Origin of the sequence: Microbacterium oxydans (assembly GCF_000956405.1) — a bacterium.
In the GTDB taxonomy this organism is placed as follows: Bacteria; Actinomycetota; Actinomycetes; order Actinomycetales; family Microbacteriaceae; genus Microbacterium; species Microbacterium oxydans_C.
Genome location: NZ_JYIV01000030.1, coordinates 44,534 through 64,463, shown reverse-complemented (window position 1 = coordinate 64,463; position 19,930 = coordinate 44,534). Strand labels below are relative to the sequence as shown.

Genomic DNA, 19,930 nt, shown 5'->3' with positions numbered 1-19,930 from the left:
ACGTTCTCCTCTGGGGTATCAACGGGTTCCGGCCGCGGAGATCGATGTCGCGCGTTCCCGCGCCGCACCGCTCCGCACCGGAGAGGGATCCGCCGCCTGGCTCCGGAAGGAGCGCAGACGGAGGCTGTTGCCGACCACGAAGACGCTCGAGAACGCCATCGCCGCACCGGCGAGCATGGGATTGAGCAGCCCGAGGGCCGCGAGGGGGATCGCCGCGACGTTGTACGCGAAGGCCCAGAACAGGTTGCCCTTTATGGTTCCGAGCGTCCTCCTGGAGAGGCGGATGGCATCCGCGGCGCTGCGCAGATCACCCCGGACCAGCGTGATGTCGCTTGCCTCGATCGCCACGTCCGCCCCCGTGCCCATCGCAAGCCCCAGGTCGGCCTGCGCGAGGGCAGCCGCGTCATTGACTCCGTCGCCGACCATCGCCACGACCCTGCCTTCGCGCTGGAGACGGGCGACCACATCCACCTTGTCCTTGGGCAGCACCTCGGCGATCACCTCGGTGATCCCGACCTCCGCCGCGATCTGCTCGGCGACCACCCTGTTGTCACCGGTGAGGAGGATGGGCGTCAACCCCAGCCCCTTCAACTGCGAGATGGCCTGGGCGCTGGTCGGCTTCACGGTGTCGGCAACGACGAGCACGCCACGGGCTTCCCCGTCCCATCCGACCGCGATCACGGTTCTGCCGCGGTTCTCTGCTTCCGCCTTCACCGTGGCGAGGTCGGCGGGCAGCCGCTGCGACCATTCCGCCAGCAACGACTCCCGCCCCACCAGCACGGCGTGTCCGTCGACGATGCCCTGCACACCCTTGCCTTCGATGTTGACGAAGTCGTCCACTGAGGGAAGCGCTCCGACCTCCTGGGTGGCGGCCTTCGCCACGGCCTGGGCGATCGGATGCTCCGAGGCGTCTTCCGCCGCACCGGCGAGCCGGAGCAGCTCACCCCTGTCCACGCCCGCCGCGGTGTGGACCTCGGTGAGCGTCATCCTGCCGCTGGTCACGGTGCCGGTCTTGTCGAGCACCACCGTGTCGACCTTCCGGGTGGACTCGAGCACCTCCGGACCCTTGATCAGGATGCCCATCTGCGCACCGCGTCCCGTACCCACCAGCAGCGCGGTCGGTGTCGCGAGCCCGAGAGCGCACGGGCACGCGATGATGAGCACGGCGACCGCTGCCGTGAAGGCGGCGGATGCCGGGAATCCGAGCCCGAGCCAGACGCCGAGTGTCGCGAGGGCGATCACGATGACGATGGGCACGAAGATCCCGGAGATCCGGTCGGCGAGCCGCTGCACCTCCGCCTTCCCGGTCTGCGCATCCTCGACCAACTTCGCCATCTGCGCCAGCTGCGTGTCGGAGCCGACGCGCGTGGTACGCACGACCAGACGACCGCCGGCGTTGACGGTCGCGCCGGTCACGGCGTCGCCTTCACCCACCTCGACAGGCACCGATTCGCCGGTGAGCATCGAGACGTCCACCGCCGATGTCCCTGACACGACGGTCCCGTCGGTCGCGATCTTCTCGCCGGGGCGGACGACGAACTCGTCGCCGGGCCTCAGCTCGGTGGTGGGGATCCGCGTCTCGATGCCGTCGCGGATCACGCCGACGTCTTTCGCGCCGAGTTCCAGCAGAGCCCGCAGAGCCGCACCGGCCTGACGCTTGGACCGCTTCTCGAAGTAGCGTCCGGCGAGGATGAACATCGTCACCCCCGCGCCCACCTCGAGGTAGATGTTCCCCGCGCCGTCGCTGGGTGCCACGGTCAACTCGAAGGGGTGCGTCATACCGGGCGTGCCGGCCGTCCCGAAGAACAGCGCGTAGAGCGACCAGAGCAGCGCAGCGATGGTCCCCATCGAGATCAGGGTGTCCATCGTGGCCGCGCCGTGCCGGAGGTTCGTCCACGCCGCCTTGTGGAACGGCCACGCGCCCCACACGATGACGGGACCCGCCAGAGCGAGCGAGAGCCACTGCCAGTAGGTGAACTGCAGCGCCGGGATCATCGCCATCGCGATGACGGGAACGGTCAGGACGATCGAGGCGATGAGCCTGTGCTTGAGGCTCGTCAGCTCGGCATCCGGGGCGTCGTCCTCCGCCGCCGGCGTCTTCGCTTCCGGCGCGGGGAGCGCTGCGGTGTAACCGGTCTTCTCCACCTCCGCGATGAGCAGTGACGGATCGAATCCCTGCGGTGCCGTCACCTTCGCCTTCTCGGTGGCGTAGTTCACGGTCGCCGTGACACCGTCGATCCGGTTGAGCTTCTTCTCGATCCGCATCGCGCACGATGCGCAGGTCATGCCGCCGATCTCCAGCTCCACGCTGACAGGTGCGGCGGACTGCATGCTCATCAGGCCCGCACCGCCTGGTACCCCGCCTCATCGACGGCTGCGAGGATCGCCGCATCGTCGATCGGGTGTGCGCTCGTCACGACGAGCTTGCCGGTCTGCGCGCTGACGTCGATCGAGTCGACTCCAGGAACCTGACCGACCTCGCTGCGGATCGCGACCTCGCAGTGGCCGCAGCTCATCCCGGTCACCTGGTACTCGCTCGTGCTCATGACGGTTCCTCTCTCGATCGAACATACCCGGGTGGGGTACTCCCTCTCGACAACCCTATACCCTCCAGGGGTATTCCCGTCAATCGGAGATCCCTCCCTCGCGGACCCCATGCATCACCCGCCGGGGGTGATCAACGGCTCTCGGGACCACAGCGAGATGACAGCCTGGACGCGCTGCCGAGACTCGGCGAGAAGCGAGGATCAGACATGACCGGACGCCCCTCCCTGCCCTCATGGCGTGACACCCGCACCCGGGCACACATCGAGGAGTTCGTCGCCTCCGTCACCGAGGGTGCGGGCGCGGTCCCCGTCGAGGAGCGGATCGCGGTGTTCGACAACGACGGGACACTGTGGCCGGAGAAGCCCATGATCACGCAACTGCACTATGTCGTGGAGCAGTGGCGCACCGCCGCCGAGCGCACCCCGGAACTCGCCGAGCGTCAGCCCTACCTCGCCGCAGTGAGTGGCGACTACGGCTGGTTGGGCACGGCGATCGACAAGCACTACCGCGGCGACGACTCGGATCTGACGATCATCATCCAGGCGCTGGTCGGGCTCACGGACGGGATGAGCGTCGAGGACTATGCGCGATCCGTGGCCGAGTTCTATCGCACAGCGCAGCACCCGGCACTCCAGCGCCCCTACTCCGAGACCGTCTACCAGCCCATGGTCGAGCTGCTCCGATACCTCGAGCACCATGGCTTCACCTGCTACATCGTCTCCGGCGGCGAGCGCGACTTCATGCGGCCCATGACGCAGGCGAACTACGGGATACCCCCGGAGCGCGTGGTCGGGTCGGCCTTCGGCCTGACATGGGACGATGCGGACGCGACGGTGCGGTACTCCTCCTCTCTCGCCTTCTTCGACGACGGTCCGGAGAAACCCATCCGCATCTGGACCCGCATCGGCAGGCGCCCCCTCTTCGTCGGCGGAAACTCCAACGGCGATACGGCGATGATGGACTTCGCCCGCCGCGGACCCCGCCCAGGACTCGCGATCCTGATCCACCACGATGACCCGTCACGCGGCGACATCCCCTATGACGCGGGAGCGGAACAGGCTCTCGCCGACGCGCCCGACAAGGGCTACACGGTGGTCAGTGTGAAGGAGGACTGGGCGACGGTGTTCCCCGACTCCCCGCCTCCCCGGGTCGACGCAGCAGCTCCACCACGACCATGAACACGATGAGCCCGATGGTCACCCCGCAGACGGTGCCGAACGTCACCGGCCGGGACGTGATGAGGATGAGCAGGGCGACCGCCATCCCCGCCAGGACGATCGGCCCATGAAAGCGATCGACGGCGAGGCCGAGTCTCCCTGTCGACAGACCGCGTCGCTCCCACGCGTTCCTGGTCGCCGCGAACCCGCTCTCCAGCACGCCGCGGGTGCCGACAGCGCCGCGGGTGGGTCCGGCGATCCACGCCCACACGGCGACGAGCACCCCGACCAGGGCCAGTGCGGCGATCGTCGGGCTCAGGAGTGACGTGACCTGGTCGAACAGGGCCTGCGCGGCGGACGCGGTCATGATCGACGGGCTGACGGCACCGATGAAGAACGTGCGGCCGATGCCCATCCCTCCCGCGAGAAGAAGGAACGCGGCGGCGAAGCCCACGCTCGTCCAGAAGAGCGCGCGAAGCCGACTCCGCGCCACCAGGATGCCGACGACCACGAGCCCGAACACGACCCAGGGCAGCCAGAACCCGGCGGCGACGGCCACCTGATAGAGCGTGCGGACCAGGACCAGCGCATCAGCGTGAGCGATCGGAATAGACCTGTCGATCGCGGGGATGAGATCGGCGAATCCGACGCCGCGATCCTTCAAAGCGTCCTTGACCCGATCGACGACGACGCCGAGATCGATCGACAGCACACCGTCGTCGGCGAGTTGCAGCGCCGTGTCCGGGCTGTTCTGCATGATGGCGACGGCACGTTCATGAGTGAAACGCAGCGATTGCGCCCAGATGTCCGCGAACTGATCGGAGGCGACGACGTCGTGGACCACTCCGTCGACGAGCGAGCTCAGCCCGCTGGCGGCCGGCGCTTCCAACAGGGAGAGCGCCGACACGGCCCGGGGTGGCAGGTCGAGCCCACGCAGGCCGTCGAAGACGTCGCCCACGACGGCGTCGAAGTCGACCTGTTCCCGGATGGCGTCACCGACCTGGTCGGCGACGAAGTCCTGGACGTCTGGATCCGCAGCGAGAGGGGCGAACGTCGCGACGAAACGATCGGCGTCCACGAGCTGCAGGCGCGCCCAGGTCCCCATCGCGGCGATCGGCGCCATCAGCACGGCCAGAGCCAAGACGACGCCCGCGATGATGCTCCTGCCCACCGGACGTCGCCGCGGCTGCTTGAGCTCCGCGTTCTCCTGCTCGAGGAGCTCGACGCGAGCTCGTAGGTCGTCCAGTTCGCTCATTCGCGCTCTCGTCTCCGCAGTCGTTCCGTCGGCGTCAGATCCGTCAGCCCAGGAGCTTCTGCTTCGCTGCGGCGAACTCGGTCTCGGAGAGCACGCCGGACTCCTTCAGAGATGCGAGCTGCTGCAGCTTGGCGATCAGGTCGTCCGCCGGCGCCGGTGCGGCCGGAGGAGGAGATGAGTACTGCGTTGCCGCGTCCTGAGCTGCGGCATCGATCTGCGCCTGCTGCTGCGCGGCCTCGTACTGCTGCTGCTCGTACTCGCCCTGCGCCCGCTGCTGCTGATGCCGAGACATCGCGCCGCCGATTGCAGTCGCCGTTCCCGCCACCACGGCGGTCCTGGCCGCGAGGCCGATGAGCCCCGGGCGACCGAATCTTCTCAAGGGCATGTCATTCACCTTCCTGGTCGAGGATGTCCATCACCGCGTTCACCACGGGGGCCGGCACGCGCTCCGTGCGCAGGACCTCGCCACCGGCGGCGGCGAAGTTCTGCGCGAGGGTGCGGGCGAAGGTCAGCTCGAGCACGACGAGCGCAGCGGACCGGCCCGGTGCGAGCGACGCTGCCAGCGACTCGACATCCTCCTCGCCGGCGAGGCCGGCCGCGATCGGCTCGAAGTCATCCAGGCCGAGCGATCCGTCCTGATCGTCGAGCTCGACGATCTCGACCTTCCCGGTCTCCGACTTCGCGATCACGACGAAGTCGAGCAGCCGCACCACCCCGCTGTCGACGAGATCCTTCAAGGCGCGGAACGTGGCCGGATCCGGACGCGCTCCCTCGAACCCGACGAGATAGAACTCGGCAGGGCCGAATCGGAAGTCATTCATGGAGAGTCCCTTCTCACGGCGCGCACCGACCGTGATCGGGCTCCATGCTCGCACCGCCGGATCGCAGACACGCAGCACTCTCACCCGTGGAGGATGAGCGGACTCCTCATGCTCCGGACCTCGCTGGCACCATCGCCCTAGGCAACAACTCAACGAAAGAGGTACGACGTGTCCATTTGGGAAAGCTTCTGGGACATCATCTGGTGGTTCTTCTGGGTCTTCGTGTTCGTCTCCTACCTGATGGTGCTCTTCAACATCGTCGCCGACCTGTTCCGAGACCACACGCTGAACGGCTGGTGGAAGGCCGTCTGGATCATCTTCCTCATCTTCGTCCCCTTCCTCACGGCGCTCATCTACCTGATCGCTCGTGGTCGAGGCATGGGCGAGCGCAGTGCGTCGGCGTACCGGGAACAGCAGCACGCGGCCGACTCCTACATCCGCAGCGTCGCCGGGTCGAGTCCGAGCGACGAGATCGACAAGGCATCGAAGCTCCTCGCCGCCGGCACGATCACGCAGGACGAGTTCTCGGCCATCAAGGCCCGCGCCCTGAGCTGACGTCGTGGCTGAGGTGGTCGATGTGACAAGCCTCCGGGCACTCGGCGACGTGGAGTTCGTCGTCGTACGCCTCGAGGAAGACCGCCTCAGCTCCCACGTCCTCGAGGCGCTCCTGCGCCAGGTGGAGAGCGGAGCGATCCGCCTGCTCGACTTCGTGATGATCCGGCGACTCGATCACGACGCCCATCGCCTCGTCGAGGTGGATCGGGATGACTTCACACTCGCCGGTCTGGCACTGGGAATGCCCGGGCTCATCGGAGCGGACGACGTCGGGCACTTCGCGGCCCGGATCCCGATCGGCGCTCTCTCAGCCGTTGTCCTGGTGGAGCTCGCCTGGGTGGAGAGGTTCGCCCGCGACCTGGACTGGCGGACCGACCGGATCCTCACCACGCAGCAGATCCCCGCCGCGGTCGCGAACGCCGTCCTCTTCTCCGCGCTCCGTCATACCTGAGCGCTGAGCTCTCCTGATCAGACCGTCGTCCGAACTGCATCGCGACGCGACGACACACCGAGCTTGCGGTAGATGGCGCGCTGGTGCGTCTTCACCGTGTTGATCGAAACGGCGAGCTCACGAGCGATCTCCTGCAGAGTGCGCGCCGTCTGCAGCTGCTGGAACACGTCGCGCTCGCGTTCGGAGAGCGCATCGACCGGTGAGCCGACGGTGTCGCTCGCGAGCGATCGGCCGATGAAGTCCTCGAACTGCGTCCCGAAATGCACATGCTCGGCCAGGAGTCTGCGCACGGCGGTCTCGCGTGGACCGAACGGAAGACGGATGTTCTCCCCCGAGGCGACAGCGACAGCGGCCTCGCACAGCTCGTGCGCCTCGTCGTGATACCCGGCATGACGCCGCAGCAGCGCGGCAGTGAGCAGCGTCGCCGCCTTCACGTACGATACCTCGCCGAAGGCGCGCAGCGACCTCAGCATCTCCAACGCGACGGAATACTCCCCGGCGCGTCGGAGCACACCGGCAAGGGCGACGTTGACGACGGGCAGATCAGGGCAGTGGATGTACTTCCGGGCGATCCGCATCGCCCGGTCCTGCCGCCCGACGGCGTCTTCGAGCAGGGCGACCGACGACTCGCGGAAGGCCGGCCACGAGATCCCGTGGACCACCTCCAGGGGAATATCCTGGACACCGATCGCCGCACGACGGCAGGCTGCGACGTCCCCCGTCTCCGCCGCCGCGTAGGCGATCATCATGCGCGCCACACTCGTGAAGGAACGGTCCGAGCTTCCGTTGTCGACCACGGTGCCGAACTCGCGGATCGCGGCGTCGAGTTCTCCGGACCAGTATGAGACGTACCCGGCCGCCGCGGCCGCGCTGCCTCCGGCATAGGTGCTCCAGGGCAGCCCGACCCCCTCGGCGCTCTCGAGCGTGCGCAGCGTCTGCTGGGCGTCGACGAGGCGTCCGGCCCAGGTCTGCCCGAAGGCGAGGTGCCCGAGCGCTCGCTTGGCCAGCTCGCGGTCCCCCGAGCTCTCCGCCTCCCGTGCCGCGGCGGAGAAGTACTCGAGAGGAATAGCCGGGTTTCCGCGATGGCGGATCTCCGTCCACCCGAGAAGGTAGTTGAGCGCAGCGCGGTCGCCGAGATTCGTCGAGTCCGCTTCGAGCAGCATCTGCCGCACCTCGGCGCTCGCGTTCGCCACCTCTACCCGCTCATCCGCGATGAACAGGCGTGCGATCTGCAGCACGGCGGGCTCCTCTCCTGTGCCTGCGGCTGCGAGGGTCGCCTCGGCCCGACGGAAGAGCTCCCTGGCCACCCGGTGGTCCCCGAGCACGTCGCTCGCGCATGCGCGGACCAACAGCACCTGAGCGTCGTCGGGGACTCGTCGCAGCATGTCCGTCGCCGTCTGTTCGACTTCGTCGGCGCGGGCACCGACTACGAGCGCCACCCAATGGCGAAGGAGCGTCTCTCGCGCACCGTCGACGTCCGAAGCCTGGAGCGAGTGCGCGATCGATGCCGTCGGGTCGGTCGCGTCGAGCGCGGCTGCCGCTCGGCGGTGACACCCGGCAGCGCGCTCGGCATCCGTGGCCAGGATCTCCGTGCAGCGTCGTGCGAGTGCAGCGTGCCAGCGGTACACGGCGCCGTGCGGACCCTCGAACCGGTCGAGGAAGAGGCCGAGCCGCACGCATGTCTCCAGCATCGCCAGCGCATCCGCGCGGCCGGTGACCGCGGATGCCAGCTCCGGGGTGAGCTCCGCGCAGGTACTCGCGTCGAGAACGAAGTCGGCGACCTCGGCAGGCAAGGCACCCAGCACGTGCTCCCGCACATAGCTGCCGAGAAAGCTCGAGGCGCTCTGCGCGCGGGAGTCGGGCCTGGCCCCGCCGATCATCATCAGCCGGACGGCGATCGGCCAGCCGCGCGTCTCGTCCATGATCGTCTCAGCGGAGAGACCATCCCCTTCGCGGGCGAGCAGCTGCTGCACCTCGTCGCCCGTGAAGCTCAGGGTCTCCGCCCCGACGAAGGACCCCGGATACGTCAATCGATGCCGAGAGAGAGTGACTTCCAGGAGGGTCGTCCCCACCAGCACCACTCTCAGGTTCTCCGGCGCCTGCTCGGCCAGCATCCCGAGGAGACCTGCACGCCAGTCCTCTCCTGCGCGGTGGGCGTCGTCGACGACGAGGTGCACACGCTCACCCGACTCCTCCAGCGCCCGACAGATCTCCTGGTAGGCGCGATACGGATCCTCCAGATCGCGGTCGAGGGCCAGAGCGCGTCCAGAACGCTCCGCCCCGGTGACCAGCGCGTTCACGACACCCTGAGTCAACGTGGCGGGATCTGAGTCGAACGTGCTGAGCGCGAGCCACGCGACCTGCTCCAGATCACAGGCCCAATCTGCGGCAGCCGTCGTCTTGCCGAACCCGCTCGGAGCGCTGATCACGGTCAGCGGATGGCGCGCCACGGCTTCCGCCACCGCAGCACTCACGCGCGCCCGGCGGATCGCGCCCGGCTGAGGCGTGGGCGGCCGGAATCGCACCGTGGGTCCCGGTCTCGTCGAGCGTACGGGGTGCGACATGGCACCAAAGCTAGTGGCGTCTCGAACACCCGTTCAAGGCCATCCCCCGGGTGATCTTTGCCTGCCCGCGCCCGGCGCCGCGTCGCATACGAGGACGTCCGCGCACCGCCGATCGGCCCCGCGACGGCCCACGGCATCACCCCTGGTGGATGAGCAGCGGCTCCGCCACGAGCCCTCGCATCGCATGCTGGTCGAATGATGCGGATGAACCTGCGAGCGACCGGCCGCTGCCCGTGAGTCTGGACGCCCTCTTCCCTGACGGCCTCTCGCCGTGGCAGATCGTGCTCGCAGTCCTGTCGGTCCTGGTCGGTTGGCTGCTCTCCCGTCTCGCGCGCAAAGGCGTTCTCAAGCTGACGAAGCGGGCGCCAGGCATCTCCGATTCCGTGGCCCAGCTCGCCGAACGGTTCGCCCAGTACTCGCTGCTGCTGATCGGGATCGGGGTCGGGCTGGCCTTCCTCGGCGCGAATGTCCAACCACTCCTGGCCATGACCGCGATCGCGGTCGTCGTGCTGGTCCTCGTGCTCCGCGGCGTCGCGGACAACTTCGCGGCAGGGGTGCTGATCCAGTCCCGCCAGTCCGTGAAGATCGGCGAGGAGATCGAGATCGACGGGCCCGACGGCCCGCTGCGCGGGGTCGTGCAGGAGCTCAACGGCCGCTCGGTCATCCTCTCGACGGTCGATGGCAGGACAGTGCACGTGCCGAACGCCGCGCTCCTCACCGGGGTCCTGGTCAACGACTCTCGCCACGGTGCGCGGCGCAGCACCCTCGACATCCGAGTCGAACGAGCTGACGGGATCGATATCGATGACGTCGTGTCGATCATCTCCCACGCCGCGAGCGAGGCCGATGGAGTGCACACTCGCGAGCATCCGGGCGTGATATTCACATCGGTCTCCCCGACCCGGTGGATGCTCGCCCTCCGTATCTGGCATCATCCGCTGCACGGGACGGCCGTGGTGTCCGCGACGATCAGAGACGTGGCAGCGGCACTGGAAGCGGCGGGGCTGCGAGCGGTCGTCACGGGACATCAGGGTGTCCCGCCACTGGTCGCTCCCGAGCCCTTCTGACCCGTCGGCTACGCTTTCCGCGTGACCACCTCGCCTGCGCCGGAGCGCCACCCCGACCGGATGTCCCCCAGTCTGCGGGTACTGCTCCTTCTTGCGGCGAGCGCAGTGACCCTCGCCGGCGTCTATTTCGCGCGCGACCTCCTTGGGCCGGTCGCGCTCGCGATCGTGATCGTGGTGATCTGCGACCCTCTGCGGCGACCGCTCGAGCGACGGGGCTGGCCGCGGTGGGCGAGCACGACCGCCGTGATCGTGGTCGCCTATCTGATCCTGCTGGTCATGGGCGCGTTGCTCTGGCTGGCCGGCACGCAGTTCGCGCGGCTCATCGCCGACCTCGTCTCCGAGGGGGGACTGGCGAAGACGGTCGATGATCTCGTGGGATGGCTGCAGTCCCTCGGCCTGGACGAGGAGGCATCGGACGCCGCGGCAGCCGTCCTCGATCCGACGACGCTCCTGGAGGCCGCGCGCAGCATCGGCGGCACCGTGATCAGCGTCGCGACCGCACTGTTCTTCGTGTGCGCCTACATCATCTTCATGGCGATCGACGCGGCCCGTTATCGGGACGCGCCTTCCGTGTTCGGGGCGTCCAAGGGCGCCGCCATCACCCGGATCTCCCGCCTGAACGCCGGTGTGCGCCGCTACTACATCGTCAACGCCACGTTCGGCGCGATCGTCGCGGTCATCGACGGCCTCGCGCTGTGGTGGATGGGCGTCCCCGCACCCGTGGTCTGGGCGATCCTCGCATTCGTCACGAACTTCATCCCGAACATCGGCTTCGTCCTCGGACTCGTTCCGCCAGCCATTCTGGCTTTCGTCGTCGGAGGGTGGCCTCTGCTCATCGCTGTGGTCGCGGTCTACTGCGTGGTGAACGTGGTGCTCCAGGTGCTCGTGCAGCCGAAGTTCGTCAGCGATGCCGTCGACCTCAGTCTGACGCTCAGCTTCTTCTCCGTGATCTTCTGGACCTTCATCATCGGCCCGCTCGGTGCGATCCTCTCGATCCCGCTCACCCTCCTCGCACGCGCGCTCGTCTTCGAGGGCGATCCCGACGCGCTCTGGGTGCGGTGGCTCTCCGGGGACCGCACGGCCGTGCCAGCGGCACCCGAACCGGAACCCGCGCCGGCGACCCGGCGGGGCAGACGACGCCGCCCGTCGCGGCGCGACTGACCTCTGCGACGCAACACTCACCCCTGGTAAATCACCAGGGGTGAGTTGCGGTCCATCCATGGTCCCGAAGCCCTCCCGGTGGGATCGTGGACGCGGGAGCGCCCGCCCGGGCGCCGGCGGATGGAGGCAACGTGCAACGTCCACTCGCGGGGCTGGCCAGACGCAACTTCGTCACCGAGCTGACGGCCGGCGTCACGCTTCTGGCGATCGCCATCCCGCTCAACATCGGGTACGCGCAGATCGCGGGCCTGCCGCCCACTGCCGGGCTCTATGCGCTCATCGTCCCCACGGTCGTGTACGCCCTCGTCGTCTCCTCCCGACAGCTGGTCGCCTCCCCCGATGCCGCGGCCGCAGCACTCGTCGCCTCCTCGATCGGCGGGCTCGCCACCGCCGGAAGCGCGGACTACGCGACGCTCGCGCTCGCCCAGGCCATCATCTGCGGCATCATGTTCGCGCTGCTCGCGGTCTTCAAGCTCGGCTTCCTCGCGAACTTCCTCTCCAAGCCGATCCTCGTCGGGTTCGTCGGCGGTCTCGCCCTCGACATCATGGCGAGCCAGCTCGCGAAAATGCTCGGCGTCAAGATCGACTCCGAGAAGGACTTCACCGGCAAGGTGGCCGACCTGATCGGCGGACTCCCGACGCTCAACGGATGGGCGGTGCTGATCTCGGGCTGCTCCGTCGCCGTGCTGCTGCTCGGCCGCAGGTTCCTCCGTGCTGTCCCGTGGGCTCTGATCGTGCTGGTGGCGACGACCGTCGTCGTGGTCCTGACCGGGCTCGACCAGCGAGGAGTGGACGTCCTGGGTGAGGTCCCCGCCGGTCCGCCCGTACTCACATGGCCCGTGATCGACTGGTCGCTGTGGCTCATGCTGGTCCCATCGGCGATCGCGCTGACACTGGTCACCACGGCCGAGGGGCTTCTGGTGTCGAGGTCGTACTCCGAGAAGCACGGCTACCCGTTCCACGCGAACCGCGATCTCCTGGCGTTCGGCGCGGCGAACATCGCCGCAGGCGCTCAGGGCAGCTTCGCCGTCGGCTCATCGACCTCCCGCACCGCCGCCATGGATCAGGCGGGTTCTCGTACGCAGTTCCCCGCGCTGATCCTCGCTGCAGGCACACTCCTGCTGCTGCTGTTCGGCACCGCGCTGCTCGCCGACATCCCCTCCCCGGCGATCGGAGCGATCGTCGGCGTCGCGATCATCCCGTTGCTCGGTATCCGCGACTTCGTCGACCTGTGGCGCAAGGACCGGTTCGAGTTCCTGATCGGGGCGACCTGTTTCCTGGTCACGCTGTTCATCGGCTCGATCCCCGGCATCCTCGTCGCATTCGTCCTCGCGCTGGTGAACCTGGCCAAACGCGCGGCCAATCCCGCCATCGATGTCCTCGAATCCACCGGCGACCCGGGTGAGTCGCTCCTGGAGGATGCCCCGGCCGGAACCATGACCGCCCCCGGGGTCGTGGTCGTTCGACTCGCCGCCCCCCTCTTCTTCGCGAACGGGGCGGTGTTCTCGTCCGCGGTGAAAACGGCCGTCCGTGCCGCCGGCGAGAACCAGGTTCGTCACCTGGTGGTCGACATGGAGGCCGTGACCGACGTCGATGTCACGGGCGCAGAATCGTTCGCCTCCCTCAAGGAATGGCTCGCCGACCGCTCCGTCTCCCTGTCCTTCAGCCGAGTGCGCCCCAACACCGTGCACCGGCTGAAGGCCCTCGATCTCCTGGCTTCGGAGCACGTCTACGCGACCAACCGCGAGGCGATCGCGATGCTCGCCGCTCCGGAAGCGGGCCGGGCTCCGCTCGAGAAAGGACCCTGATGGGTACCGTCATCGGAGACACCCTCCCGCTCGCGCTCGGCGTGGCGATCAGTCCGATTCCGATCATCGCCGCCATCCTCATGCTGCTCTCGCCCAAGGCGAGGGTGACCAGCGTCGGCTTCCTTCTCGGCTGGGTACTGGGGATCGTCGTCGCGGTGACAGTCTTCACGCTGGTGTCGTCCCTCCTGCCGGAGGAGGACCCCGACGCGTCGCATCCCATCCGCGGAGTGGTGCAGCTGGTCCTGGGTGCTCTGCTCTTCCTGTTGGCGTTCGGGCAGTGGCGCAAACGCCCCCGACAGGGAGAAGAGGCCGCGCTGCCGAAGTGGATGAAGGCCATCGACACGATCACCTTCCCGTTCGCGTTCGGACTCGGGTTCCTGCTGTCGGCGGTGAATCCCAAGAACCTGATCATGGCTGCCGGCGCCGGCACGGACATCGGCGGCGCAGCACTGTCCACAGGCTCGATCGTCGTGGTGATCACCGTCTACACGCTCATCGCGGCCTCGACCGTGCTGGTCCCGGTCATCGGCTACCTCGTCGCCGCCGATCGGCTCCGAGCGCCCCTGGATGCTCTCCGCGGATGGCTGGCGGCGGAGAACGCGGTCATCATGGCGGTCCTGCTGCTCGTCATCGGAGTCTCGATGATCGGCAAGGGCATCGGCAGCTTCTGAGGCGCAGCTGCCGATCACGGGAGGAGACGACGTGGGCGAGCTGATCCTTGACCTCGTACCCGTGGCGCTGGGGGTCGTGCTCAGCCCGCTCGCCATCATGGCGCTCGTCGCCGTGCTGCTCTCCCGTCACGCGAGGACGAACGGGATCGCCTACCTGCTCGGCTGGTTCCTGGGCCTCGCGGGCATCATGGCGCTCGGTCTCTGGCTCTTTCCGATGCTGGCAGTGCACGAGCGCAACGAGCCACCGCTGTGGGTCCCGGTGCTCCGTGTGTTGATCGGCGCGTTCCTCGTCTCTGCGGCTGTCTGGGTCTACCGGAAGGGTCTCGCTCGTATCGCGCAGATGGCGACCGCCGCCACCCCTCGCGATGTCGTGGACGCCTCTCCGCAGCTGCCGGGCTGGCTGCATTCGGTCGAGTCGTTCCGGCCGGGGCGCACCTTCCTGCTCGGCCTCGGCCTGTTCGTGCTCAACCCCGTGGACGCGTCGTGCGCCATCCTCGCCGCCTTGGACATCACGCAGCCCGGCGTCGCGCCCGGCGCCGCGACCGCGGTCGCTGCGGCGTTCATCGTGCTCGGCACCCTGCCGATCGCCCTGCCGGTGTTCTTCGTCCTCGCCCGTGGCGCGCACGCCCAGCCCGTGCTCGACCGCATGCGCTCCTGGATCGCCGGCAACACGCACGTGCTCAACGCGGCGCTGCTCCTCGTGATCGGCGCCCTCCAACTCGAGAAGGGGATCGCCGCGCTGCTCTGAGACTCACACGGAGACGGGCAGAGTTCACCCGGATGAAGCGCACCCGACTCTGATGCCCCCGCGACTCACACCGCAGTACGTTGAACGCGGCGGGGAGCCGCATCGTTCCACCGAGATGAAGGAGACCCACGATGGCTCGCGAATTCCAAGGCAAGATCGAACTCGACGTGCGCGATTCCGTTCCGGACTGGGACGCTTTCCGGCCGCCGATGCCGCCGAGCGGCGCTCCGAACGTGCTGGTCGTCCTGTACGACGACACGGGCATGGCGGCGTGGTCGCCGTACGGCGGGCGGATCAACATGCCCACGATGGACCGTCTCGCTCAGAACGGCCTCACGTATTCCCAGTGGCACACGACGGCGCTGTGCTCCCCCACCCGGTCGACGTTTCTGACCGGACGCAACCACCACCTCAACGGCTTCGCGACGATCTCCGAGTCGTCGACGGGCTTCCCGGGCTACAACTCGCACATCCCCGAGTCGAACGCGACCATGGCGCACGTGCTCCGTGACGCCGGCTGGTCGACATTCTGGGTGGGGAAGAACCACAACGTGCCGATCGACGAGTGGACCGCCGGCGCGTCGAAGAAGCACTGGCCGCTCGCTCAGGGGTACGACCGCTTCTACGGATTCATCGGCGGAGAGACCAACAACTGGTACCCCTCGCTGGCTGAGGACAACCACTACATCGACCAGCCGTACCTGCCGGAAGACGGGTACCACCTCTCGAAGGACCTCGCCGACCAGGCGCTCACGATGATCCGCGACGTCAAGCAGACCGAGCCGGAGAAGCCCTGGTATCTGTGGTTCTGTCCTGGGGCCAACCATGCTCCGCACCACGCCCCGCAGGAGTACATCGACAAGTACAAGGGGCAGTTCGACGACGGCTACGAGGCCTACCGCGAGTGGGTGCTCGCCCGGATGATCGAGAAGGGGATCCTGCCGGCCGACACCGATCTCACCGCACTGAACCCCATGCCGGAGGGGACGTTCACCCAGAGCGACGAGGTGCGCCCCTGGGACGAGCTGGACGACGAGGAGAAGGCCATGTTCTCGCGGATGGCGGAGGTCTACGCAGGCTTCAGCGAGTACACGGACTCTCAGGTCGGCCGGATCGTCGACTACCTCGAGGAGTCGGGCCAGCTGGACAACACCCTCATCATCTACTGCGCCGACAACGGGGCTTCGGGCGAGGGCAGCCCCAACGGCTCCGTCAACGAGGGCAAGATCTTCGGCGGATACCCCGACGACGAGGCGGAGAACCTCCGCATGGTCGACAAGCTCGGCTCGCCCGACACCTACAATCACTACCCGACCGGCTGGGCCGCAGCGTTCTCCACCCCCTACAAGATGTTCAAGCGGTACACCTATCAGGGCGGCGTGTGCGACCCTCTGGTGATCCACTGGCCCGCCGGGATCAAGGCCCGCGGCGAGGTGCGTCATCAGTACCACCACTCGACCGACATCGTGCCGACGATCCTGGAGGCATGCGGGGTGACATTCCCCGAGACCTACAACGGCGTGCAGCAGACCCCGCTCTCCGGAGTCTCGATGGCCTACTCCTTCGATTCGGCACCTGATGGGCCGACCGAGAAGAAGACGCAGTACTACGAGATGTTCGGCCAGCGCGGCATCTGGCACGAAGGCTGGAAGGCCGTCACCGTGCATGGTCCGGTCAGCGGCAAGGGCGACTTCGAGAACGACGAGTGGGAGCTTTACCACACCGACACCGACCGGGCCGAGGCGAAGAACCTCGCTGCCGACCACCCGGACAAGGTCGAGGAGCTCAAAGCGCTCTGGATGACCGAGGCGAAGGCCAACGACGTGCTGCCGCTGAACGATCTGCAGATACTCGGGAACCCCAAGGACTTCGAGACGTTCGTCGCCATGGAGTACCACCAGCCCGCGCCCCCTTCCGGCCAGTTCATCTACTACCCCGGTACCAGCGAGGTCCCGGAGCGGTCGGCCGCGAACGTGCACGGCGTCTCCTACAAGATCGCGGCGGAGGTCGAGTTCACGCCCGACACCGAGGGCGTCATCTTCGCGCACGGCTCGCGCTTCGGCGGCAACGCCCTCGTCGTCAAGGACGGGCAGGTGCACTACGTGTACAACTTCCTCGGCATCCCTCCGGAGGACCGGGTGTCCGCGCCCGTTCCCGCCTCAGGGAAGCACATCATCGGGGTGGAGTTCACGAAGGAGGGCATGGGCGAGTATCGCGAGGGCGTCGGACCTGTGAAGCTGTACATCGACGACCAGGTCGTCGGCGAGAAGCAGATCCGCACCGTGCTCGGCCACTTCTCCCTGTGCGGTGAGGGCCTGACCATCGGTCGAGACAGCGCCGATCCCGTGTCGTCTCTATACGGGTACGGTTTCGACTTCACCGGCGGTGAGATCGCGAAGGTCGTGTTCGACATCGCCGACGACGCCTACCTCGACCTCGAAGCGCATCTGGCGGCAGCCATGGCGCGCGACTGACACGCTCCACCTCGCGGCGGCTGCGCGCGCTACTCGATTCCGAGGGCGTGCGCAGCCGCCGTCACGCTGTCCCGGTCGGAGACACCCAGCTTGCGGTAGATGTTGCGCACGTGGGTCTTGACCGTGTTCGGGGAGATGAACTCCTGCTCCGCGATCTGCCGGAGCGTCGCGTTGTGGCTCAAAGCCGCGAGAACGATGCGTTCGCGACGGGTGAGCTCTTCCTCGACCAGCACGCCGGCGGCGGCGAGACGCTCGCGGACGCGATCCGCGAAACGGCCGCGTGAGCCGGGAGTCGCGCGTGCGGCGAGAAGGCGCGCGACGACCGGCCCGGCGTCGGCGAATCGTCGGATGTGCTCCTCCGGCTCAGCGAGGGCGAGAGCGAACGACAGCGACACCTGCGCCTGATCGGGACACCCCGCCTGCACCTCGACACAGGCGGCGACCAGCCAGGCGTCGATCATCGAGGCAGGGAGAAGGCATCGAGCCGACCCCTCCAGCGCCGGGGCGAGCGCCACGCGCGCCGACTCGAACTCCTGATCATGCAGCGCGGCGATCGCGTGGAGCACGGCCACCTCGCCGACTTCGCCGATCGCGGCTCCGACCTCCTGGATGAAGCGGTCTCTGAGGGCGAGCTCTCCGAGCTGGTTGAACGCACGCGTCGCGAAGGGACTCATCATCGCGTACCAGTGCACCGGCAACGGCATGTCCTCGCGCGGTGAGAGGTTCTCGAGGAGCGCGAGCGCCGCCGCATGCGCGTCGACGGCGCCCTCGGCGTTCAGCAGTGCGACCATGCCGCGCAGGCCCCGCGCGATCGCCGGTTCCGTTCCGGACTCGATGATGTCGGTCGCCACCCGCAGCGTCTGATCCACGTCGGCGACGAGCATCTGCTCGAACGGCACCCAGTATCGCCACACGCGCGTGACCTGATAGAAGGAATCGTCGGGAGTGCCGAGTGCGGACCAGCGTTGGTCCAGGAGCGCGCCGGAACGCAGCACCTCTCGCATCCGTCCTCGGAAGAGATCGGCTGTGTTCAGGATCGCGGCCGCCTGCAGCTCCGCCGCGGCAGTGCCCGCTGCGTGAGCGTGGTCCCCCGCGAGCCGGGCGAACCGGTCGGCAGCGTCCAACTCCCCCGTGTACAACTCCGCCATGGCAGCCTGCAGGAACACATAGGTGTCGAGTTGCGACTCCCCCGACGCCTCGTCGAGCCCCGGCTCCAGCCGGTCGAGCGTCTCGGAGAGACCACCACGACGCACCGCCGTGTGCAGCTCGAGACCCTTCCACCATTGGCGGACCGGCACGGAATCCTCGAGTTCGGACCCCGACTCGAGCAGCGCTGCAGCGCTGGCGGGCTCGCCCTGTGCGAGCTCGGCGGACGCCGTCAGCATCTGCATGGCAGGCTCCGCGAGCAGAGGACGAGGAAGACGCGCGATCGCTGCGACCACCTCAGCGGCATAACCCATGAGGATCAGCTGCATCCCACTGCGACGGAGGATCCGTGAGGTCGAGCAGTCGTCGCCGCTCCGGGCGGCATGGAACATGGCTCGCTCGTGGTCCTGCTCGGCCGCGAACCACTCCGCGGTCACGCTCTCGAGCTCCTCGACGGCCGCCTCTCCTCTGTCCTTCAGCCGGGCATAGAGGAACTCCCGCAACAGCGGGTGGTAGTGGTACCAGGCCGGCTCCCCTGGCTGCGGTTGATCAGGACGTTGAGTCTCATGAGCTGCTCGATCAGCGGCTCGGCGGGGGCTCCACCGGTCAACCGCGAAGCCAGGCTCGGCGTGAACGATTCCGGGACGGAGGTGAGCACGAGGAACTCGCTGAGAGTCTCATCGAGATCCGCGAAGACCTCTTCCGCGAAGTAGTCCGTCACGGCCGGTGAGTCGCCCCGGAGCGGGAGAACGGTGGAGAACGAGTCGTGCATCGCCGCCAGCTCCAGCAGCCTGAGACCGGTAGCCCATCCCTCCGTGCGCAACAGCACGGAGGTGATCTCGCCTTGCGACAGGCTCATCCCCCTGGCGAGGAAGAACGCGCGGACCTCGGCCGGGGTGAACGCCAGCTCTCGGCTTCCGAGCTCCAGCGCCGTCCCGAGGATGCGCCGACGCGCCAGAGGGAGGCGCCGCGTGCCACGGCCCGACACCACCACGTGGGCACTGCCGGGGACGGCCCCCAGGAAGGCCGACAGCATGTCCGCGAGTTCCGCGGTCTCGATGACGTGGACGTCATCGACGATCACCACGACGCGGCGGTCTGTGGCGCGCAGGGTTCGTGCCAATGCCCGCGCCCTCTCGGTCGACCAGACCCCCGTGAGGCGATCGAGCGCCTCCCGCAGCATCGGTTCATCGATGCTGCGAAGCGCCGACTGCAGGGGCGCGAGGTCTCGGTGCCAACGCTGCAGGGAGAGCCACATCACATGCGATCGCCCGTCCTCCTCGGAGGCGATCGTGTGTGCCCGTTGGGTGAGCAGCCGCGTTTTCCCGGATCCAGCGGGGGCCGACAGCACGGTGAGCGTCCAGGGCTCGTCCAGAGCCGCGGATAGTCGTGAGAGCAGCCGAGCTCTGGGGATGTCCCCAGAACCCAGGGGAAGCGGCGGAATCCGTCCTGAATCGACATCCGGCAGTCTTTCGACCATCAATACCCCCCGGTAAGATGTTAGA

The 19,930-nt window shown here is 67.9% G+C and carries 17 protein-coding genes; 9 read left to right on the top strand and 8 right to left on the bottom strand.

What is annotated here, in order from left to right:
• Positions 1-18: 18 nt before the first annotated feature.
• Together RN51_RS15705 and RN51_RS15700 are read right to left on the bottom strand one after the other, a co-directional pair.
• Positions 19-2,337 (bottom strand): heavy metal translocating P-type ATPase, encoded by a 2,319-nt coding sequence (locus RN51_RS15705; protein ID WP_045264992.1) that lies wholly within the window; start codon positions 2,335-2,337, stop codon positions 19-21.
• Positions 2,337-2,546: a heavy-metal-associated domain-containing protein gene (locus tag RN51_RS15700; RefSeq protein WP_045264991.1), complete on the bottom strand. Its 210-nt coding sequence runs from the start codon at positions 2,544-2,546 to the stop codon at positions 2,337-2,339. The genes RN51_RS15705 and RN51_RS15700 overlap by 1 nt, the downstream gene beginning before the upstream one ends.
• Positions 2,547-2,753: 207 nt before the next feature.
• Between RN51_RS15700 and RN51_RS15695 the strand changes: the two genes are divergently transcribed.
• The gene (locus RN51_RS15695) at positions 2,754-3,725 is read left to right on the top strand and encodes an HAD family hydrolase (RefSeq protein WP_045264990.1); all 972 of its coding nucleotides are present in this window, start codon (positions 2,754-2,756) and stop codon (positions 3,723-3,725) included.
• Here the strand turns inward: RN51_RS15695 and RN51_RS15690 are convergent.
• The 3 genes from RN51_RS15690 to RN51_RS15680 are packed head-to-tail and all read right to left on the bottom strand — an operon-like array spanning position 3,643 to position 5,780.
• A complete protein-coding gene (locus tag RN51_RS15690) occupies positions 3,643-4,959 on the bottom strand; it encodes a hypothetical protein (RefSeq protein ID WP_045264989.1) in 1,317 nt (438 codons plus the stop codon). The two genes, RN51_RS15695 and RN51_RS15690, sit on opposite strands and share 83 nt — an antisense overlap.
• A gap of 43 nt (positions 4,960-5,002) precedes the next feature.
• Positions 5,003-5,344 (bottom strand): SHOCT domain-containing protein, encoded by a 342-nt coding sequence (locus RN51_RS15685; protein WP_045264988.1) that lies wholly within the window; start codon positions 5,342-5,344, stop codon positions 5,003-5,005.
• A gap of 1 nt (position 5,345) precedes the next feature.
• Positions 5,346-5,780 carry a DUF6325 family protein gene (locus tag RN51_RS15680; RefSeq protein WP_045265354.1) on the bottom strand — a complete coding sequence of 145 codons (435 nt, stop codon included), beginning with the start codon at positions 5,778-5,780 and terminating at the stop codon, positions 5,346-5,348.
• Between the two features lie 168 nt (positions 5,781-5,948).
• Between RN51_RS15680 and RN51_RS15675 the strand changes: the two genes are divergently transcribed.
• Together RN51_RS15675 and RN51_RS15670 are read left to right on the top strand one after the other, a co-directional pair.
• The gene (locus RN51_RS15675; RefSeq protein ID WP_045264987.1) at positions 5,949-6,335 is read left to right on the top strand and encodes an SHOCT domain-containing protein; all 387 of its coding nucleotides are present in this window, start codon (positions 5,949-5,951) and stop codon (positions 6,333-6,335) included.
• A gap of 4 nt (positions 6,336-6,339) precedes the next feature.
• Positions 6,340-6,786 carry a DUF6325 family protein gene (locus RN51_RS15670; RefSeq protein ID WP_045264986.1) on the top strand — a complete coding sequence of 149 codons (447 nt, stop codon included), beginning with the start codon at positions 6,340-6,342 and terminating at the stop codon, positions 6,784-6,786.
• A gap of 17 nt (positions 6,787-6,803) precedes the next feature.
• Here the strand turns inward: RN51_RS15670 and RN51_RS15665 are convergent, their stop codons facing one another.
• The gene (locus tag RN51_RS15665) at positions 6,804-9,350 is read right to left on the bottom strand and encodes a LuxR C-terminal-related transcriptional regulator (protein ID WP_231579324.1); all 2,547 of its coding nucleotides are present in this window, start codon (positions 9,348-9,350) and stop codon (positions 6,804-6,806) included.
• A 149-nt stretch (positions 9,351-9,499) separates the two neighbouring features.
• Here RN51_RS15665 and RN51_RS15660 point away from each other — a divergent pair, with 149 nt between their 5' ends.
• From RN51_RS15660 to RN51_RS15635, 6 genes are all read left to right on the top strand, one after another.
• Positions 9,500-10,417, top strand: a complete 918-nt coding sequence (locus RN51_RS15660; RefSeq protein WP_045264985.1) for a mechanosensitive ion channel family protein — start codon at positions 9,500-9,502, stop codon at positions 10,415-10,417.
• 21 nt (positions 10,418-10,438) lie between these two features.
• Positions 10,439-11,578 carry an AI-2E family transporter gene (locus RN51_RS15655; RefSeq protein WP_231579323.1) on the top strand — a complete coding sequence of 380 codons (1,140 nt, stop codon included), beginning with the start codon at positions 10,439-10,441 and terminating at the stop codon, positions 11,576-11,578.
• Positions 11,579-11,709: 131 nt separating this feature from the next.
• Positions 11,710-13,386, top strand: a complete 1,677-nt coding sequence (locus RN51_RS15650; RefSeq protein WP_045264983.1) for a SulP family inorganic anion transporter — start codon at positions 11,710-11,712, stop codon at positions 13,384-13,386.
• Entirely contained in the window at positions 13,386-14,057 is a 672-nt protein-coding gene (locus RN51_RS15645) for a GAP family protein (protein WP_045264982.1), read from the top strand. The genes RN51_RS15650 and RN51_RS15645 overlap by 1 nt, the downstream gene beginning before the upstream one ends.
• A 31-nt stretch (positions 14,058-14,088) precedes the next feature.
• Positions 14,089-14,805 (top strand): GAP family protein, encoded by a 717-nt coding sequence (locus RN51_RS15640; protein WP_045264981.1) that lies wholly within the window; start codon positions 14,089-14,091, stop codon positions 14,803-14,805.
• 131 nt (positions 14,806-14,936) lie between these two features.
• A complete protein-coding gene (locus tag RN51_RS15635; RefSeq protein WP_045264980.1) occupies positions 14,937-17,279 on the top strand; it encodes an arylsulfatase in 2,343 nt (780 codons plus the stop codon).
• A 29-nt stretch (positions 17,280-17,308) separates the two neighbouring features.
• Here the strand turns inward: RN51_RS15635 and RN51_RS15630 are convergent, their stop codons facing one another.
• Both RN51_RS15630 and RN51_RS15625 read right to left on the bottom strand, forming a co-directional pair.
• Positions 17,309-18,928: a helix-turn-helix transcriptional regulator gene (locus RN51_RS15630; RefSeq protein ID WP_045264979.1), complete on the bottom strand. Its 1,620-nt coding sequence runs from the start codon at positions 18,926-18,928 to the stop codon at positions 17,309-17,311.
• Positions 18,901-19,686 (bottom strand): hypothetical protein, encoded by a 786-nt coding sequence (locus RN51_RS15625; RefSeq protein ID WP_197073271.1) that lies wholly within the window; start codon positions 19,684-19,686, stop codon positions 18,901-18,903. Before RN51_RS15625 ends, RN51_RS15630 begins: the two co-directional genes overlap by 28 nt.
• Between the last annotated feature and the right edge of the window lie 244 nt (positions 19,687-19,930).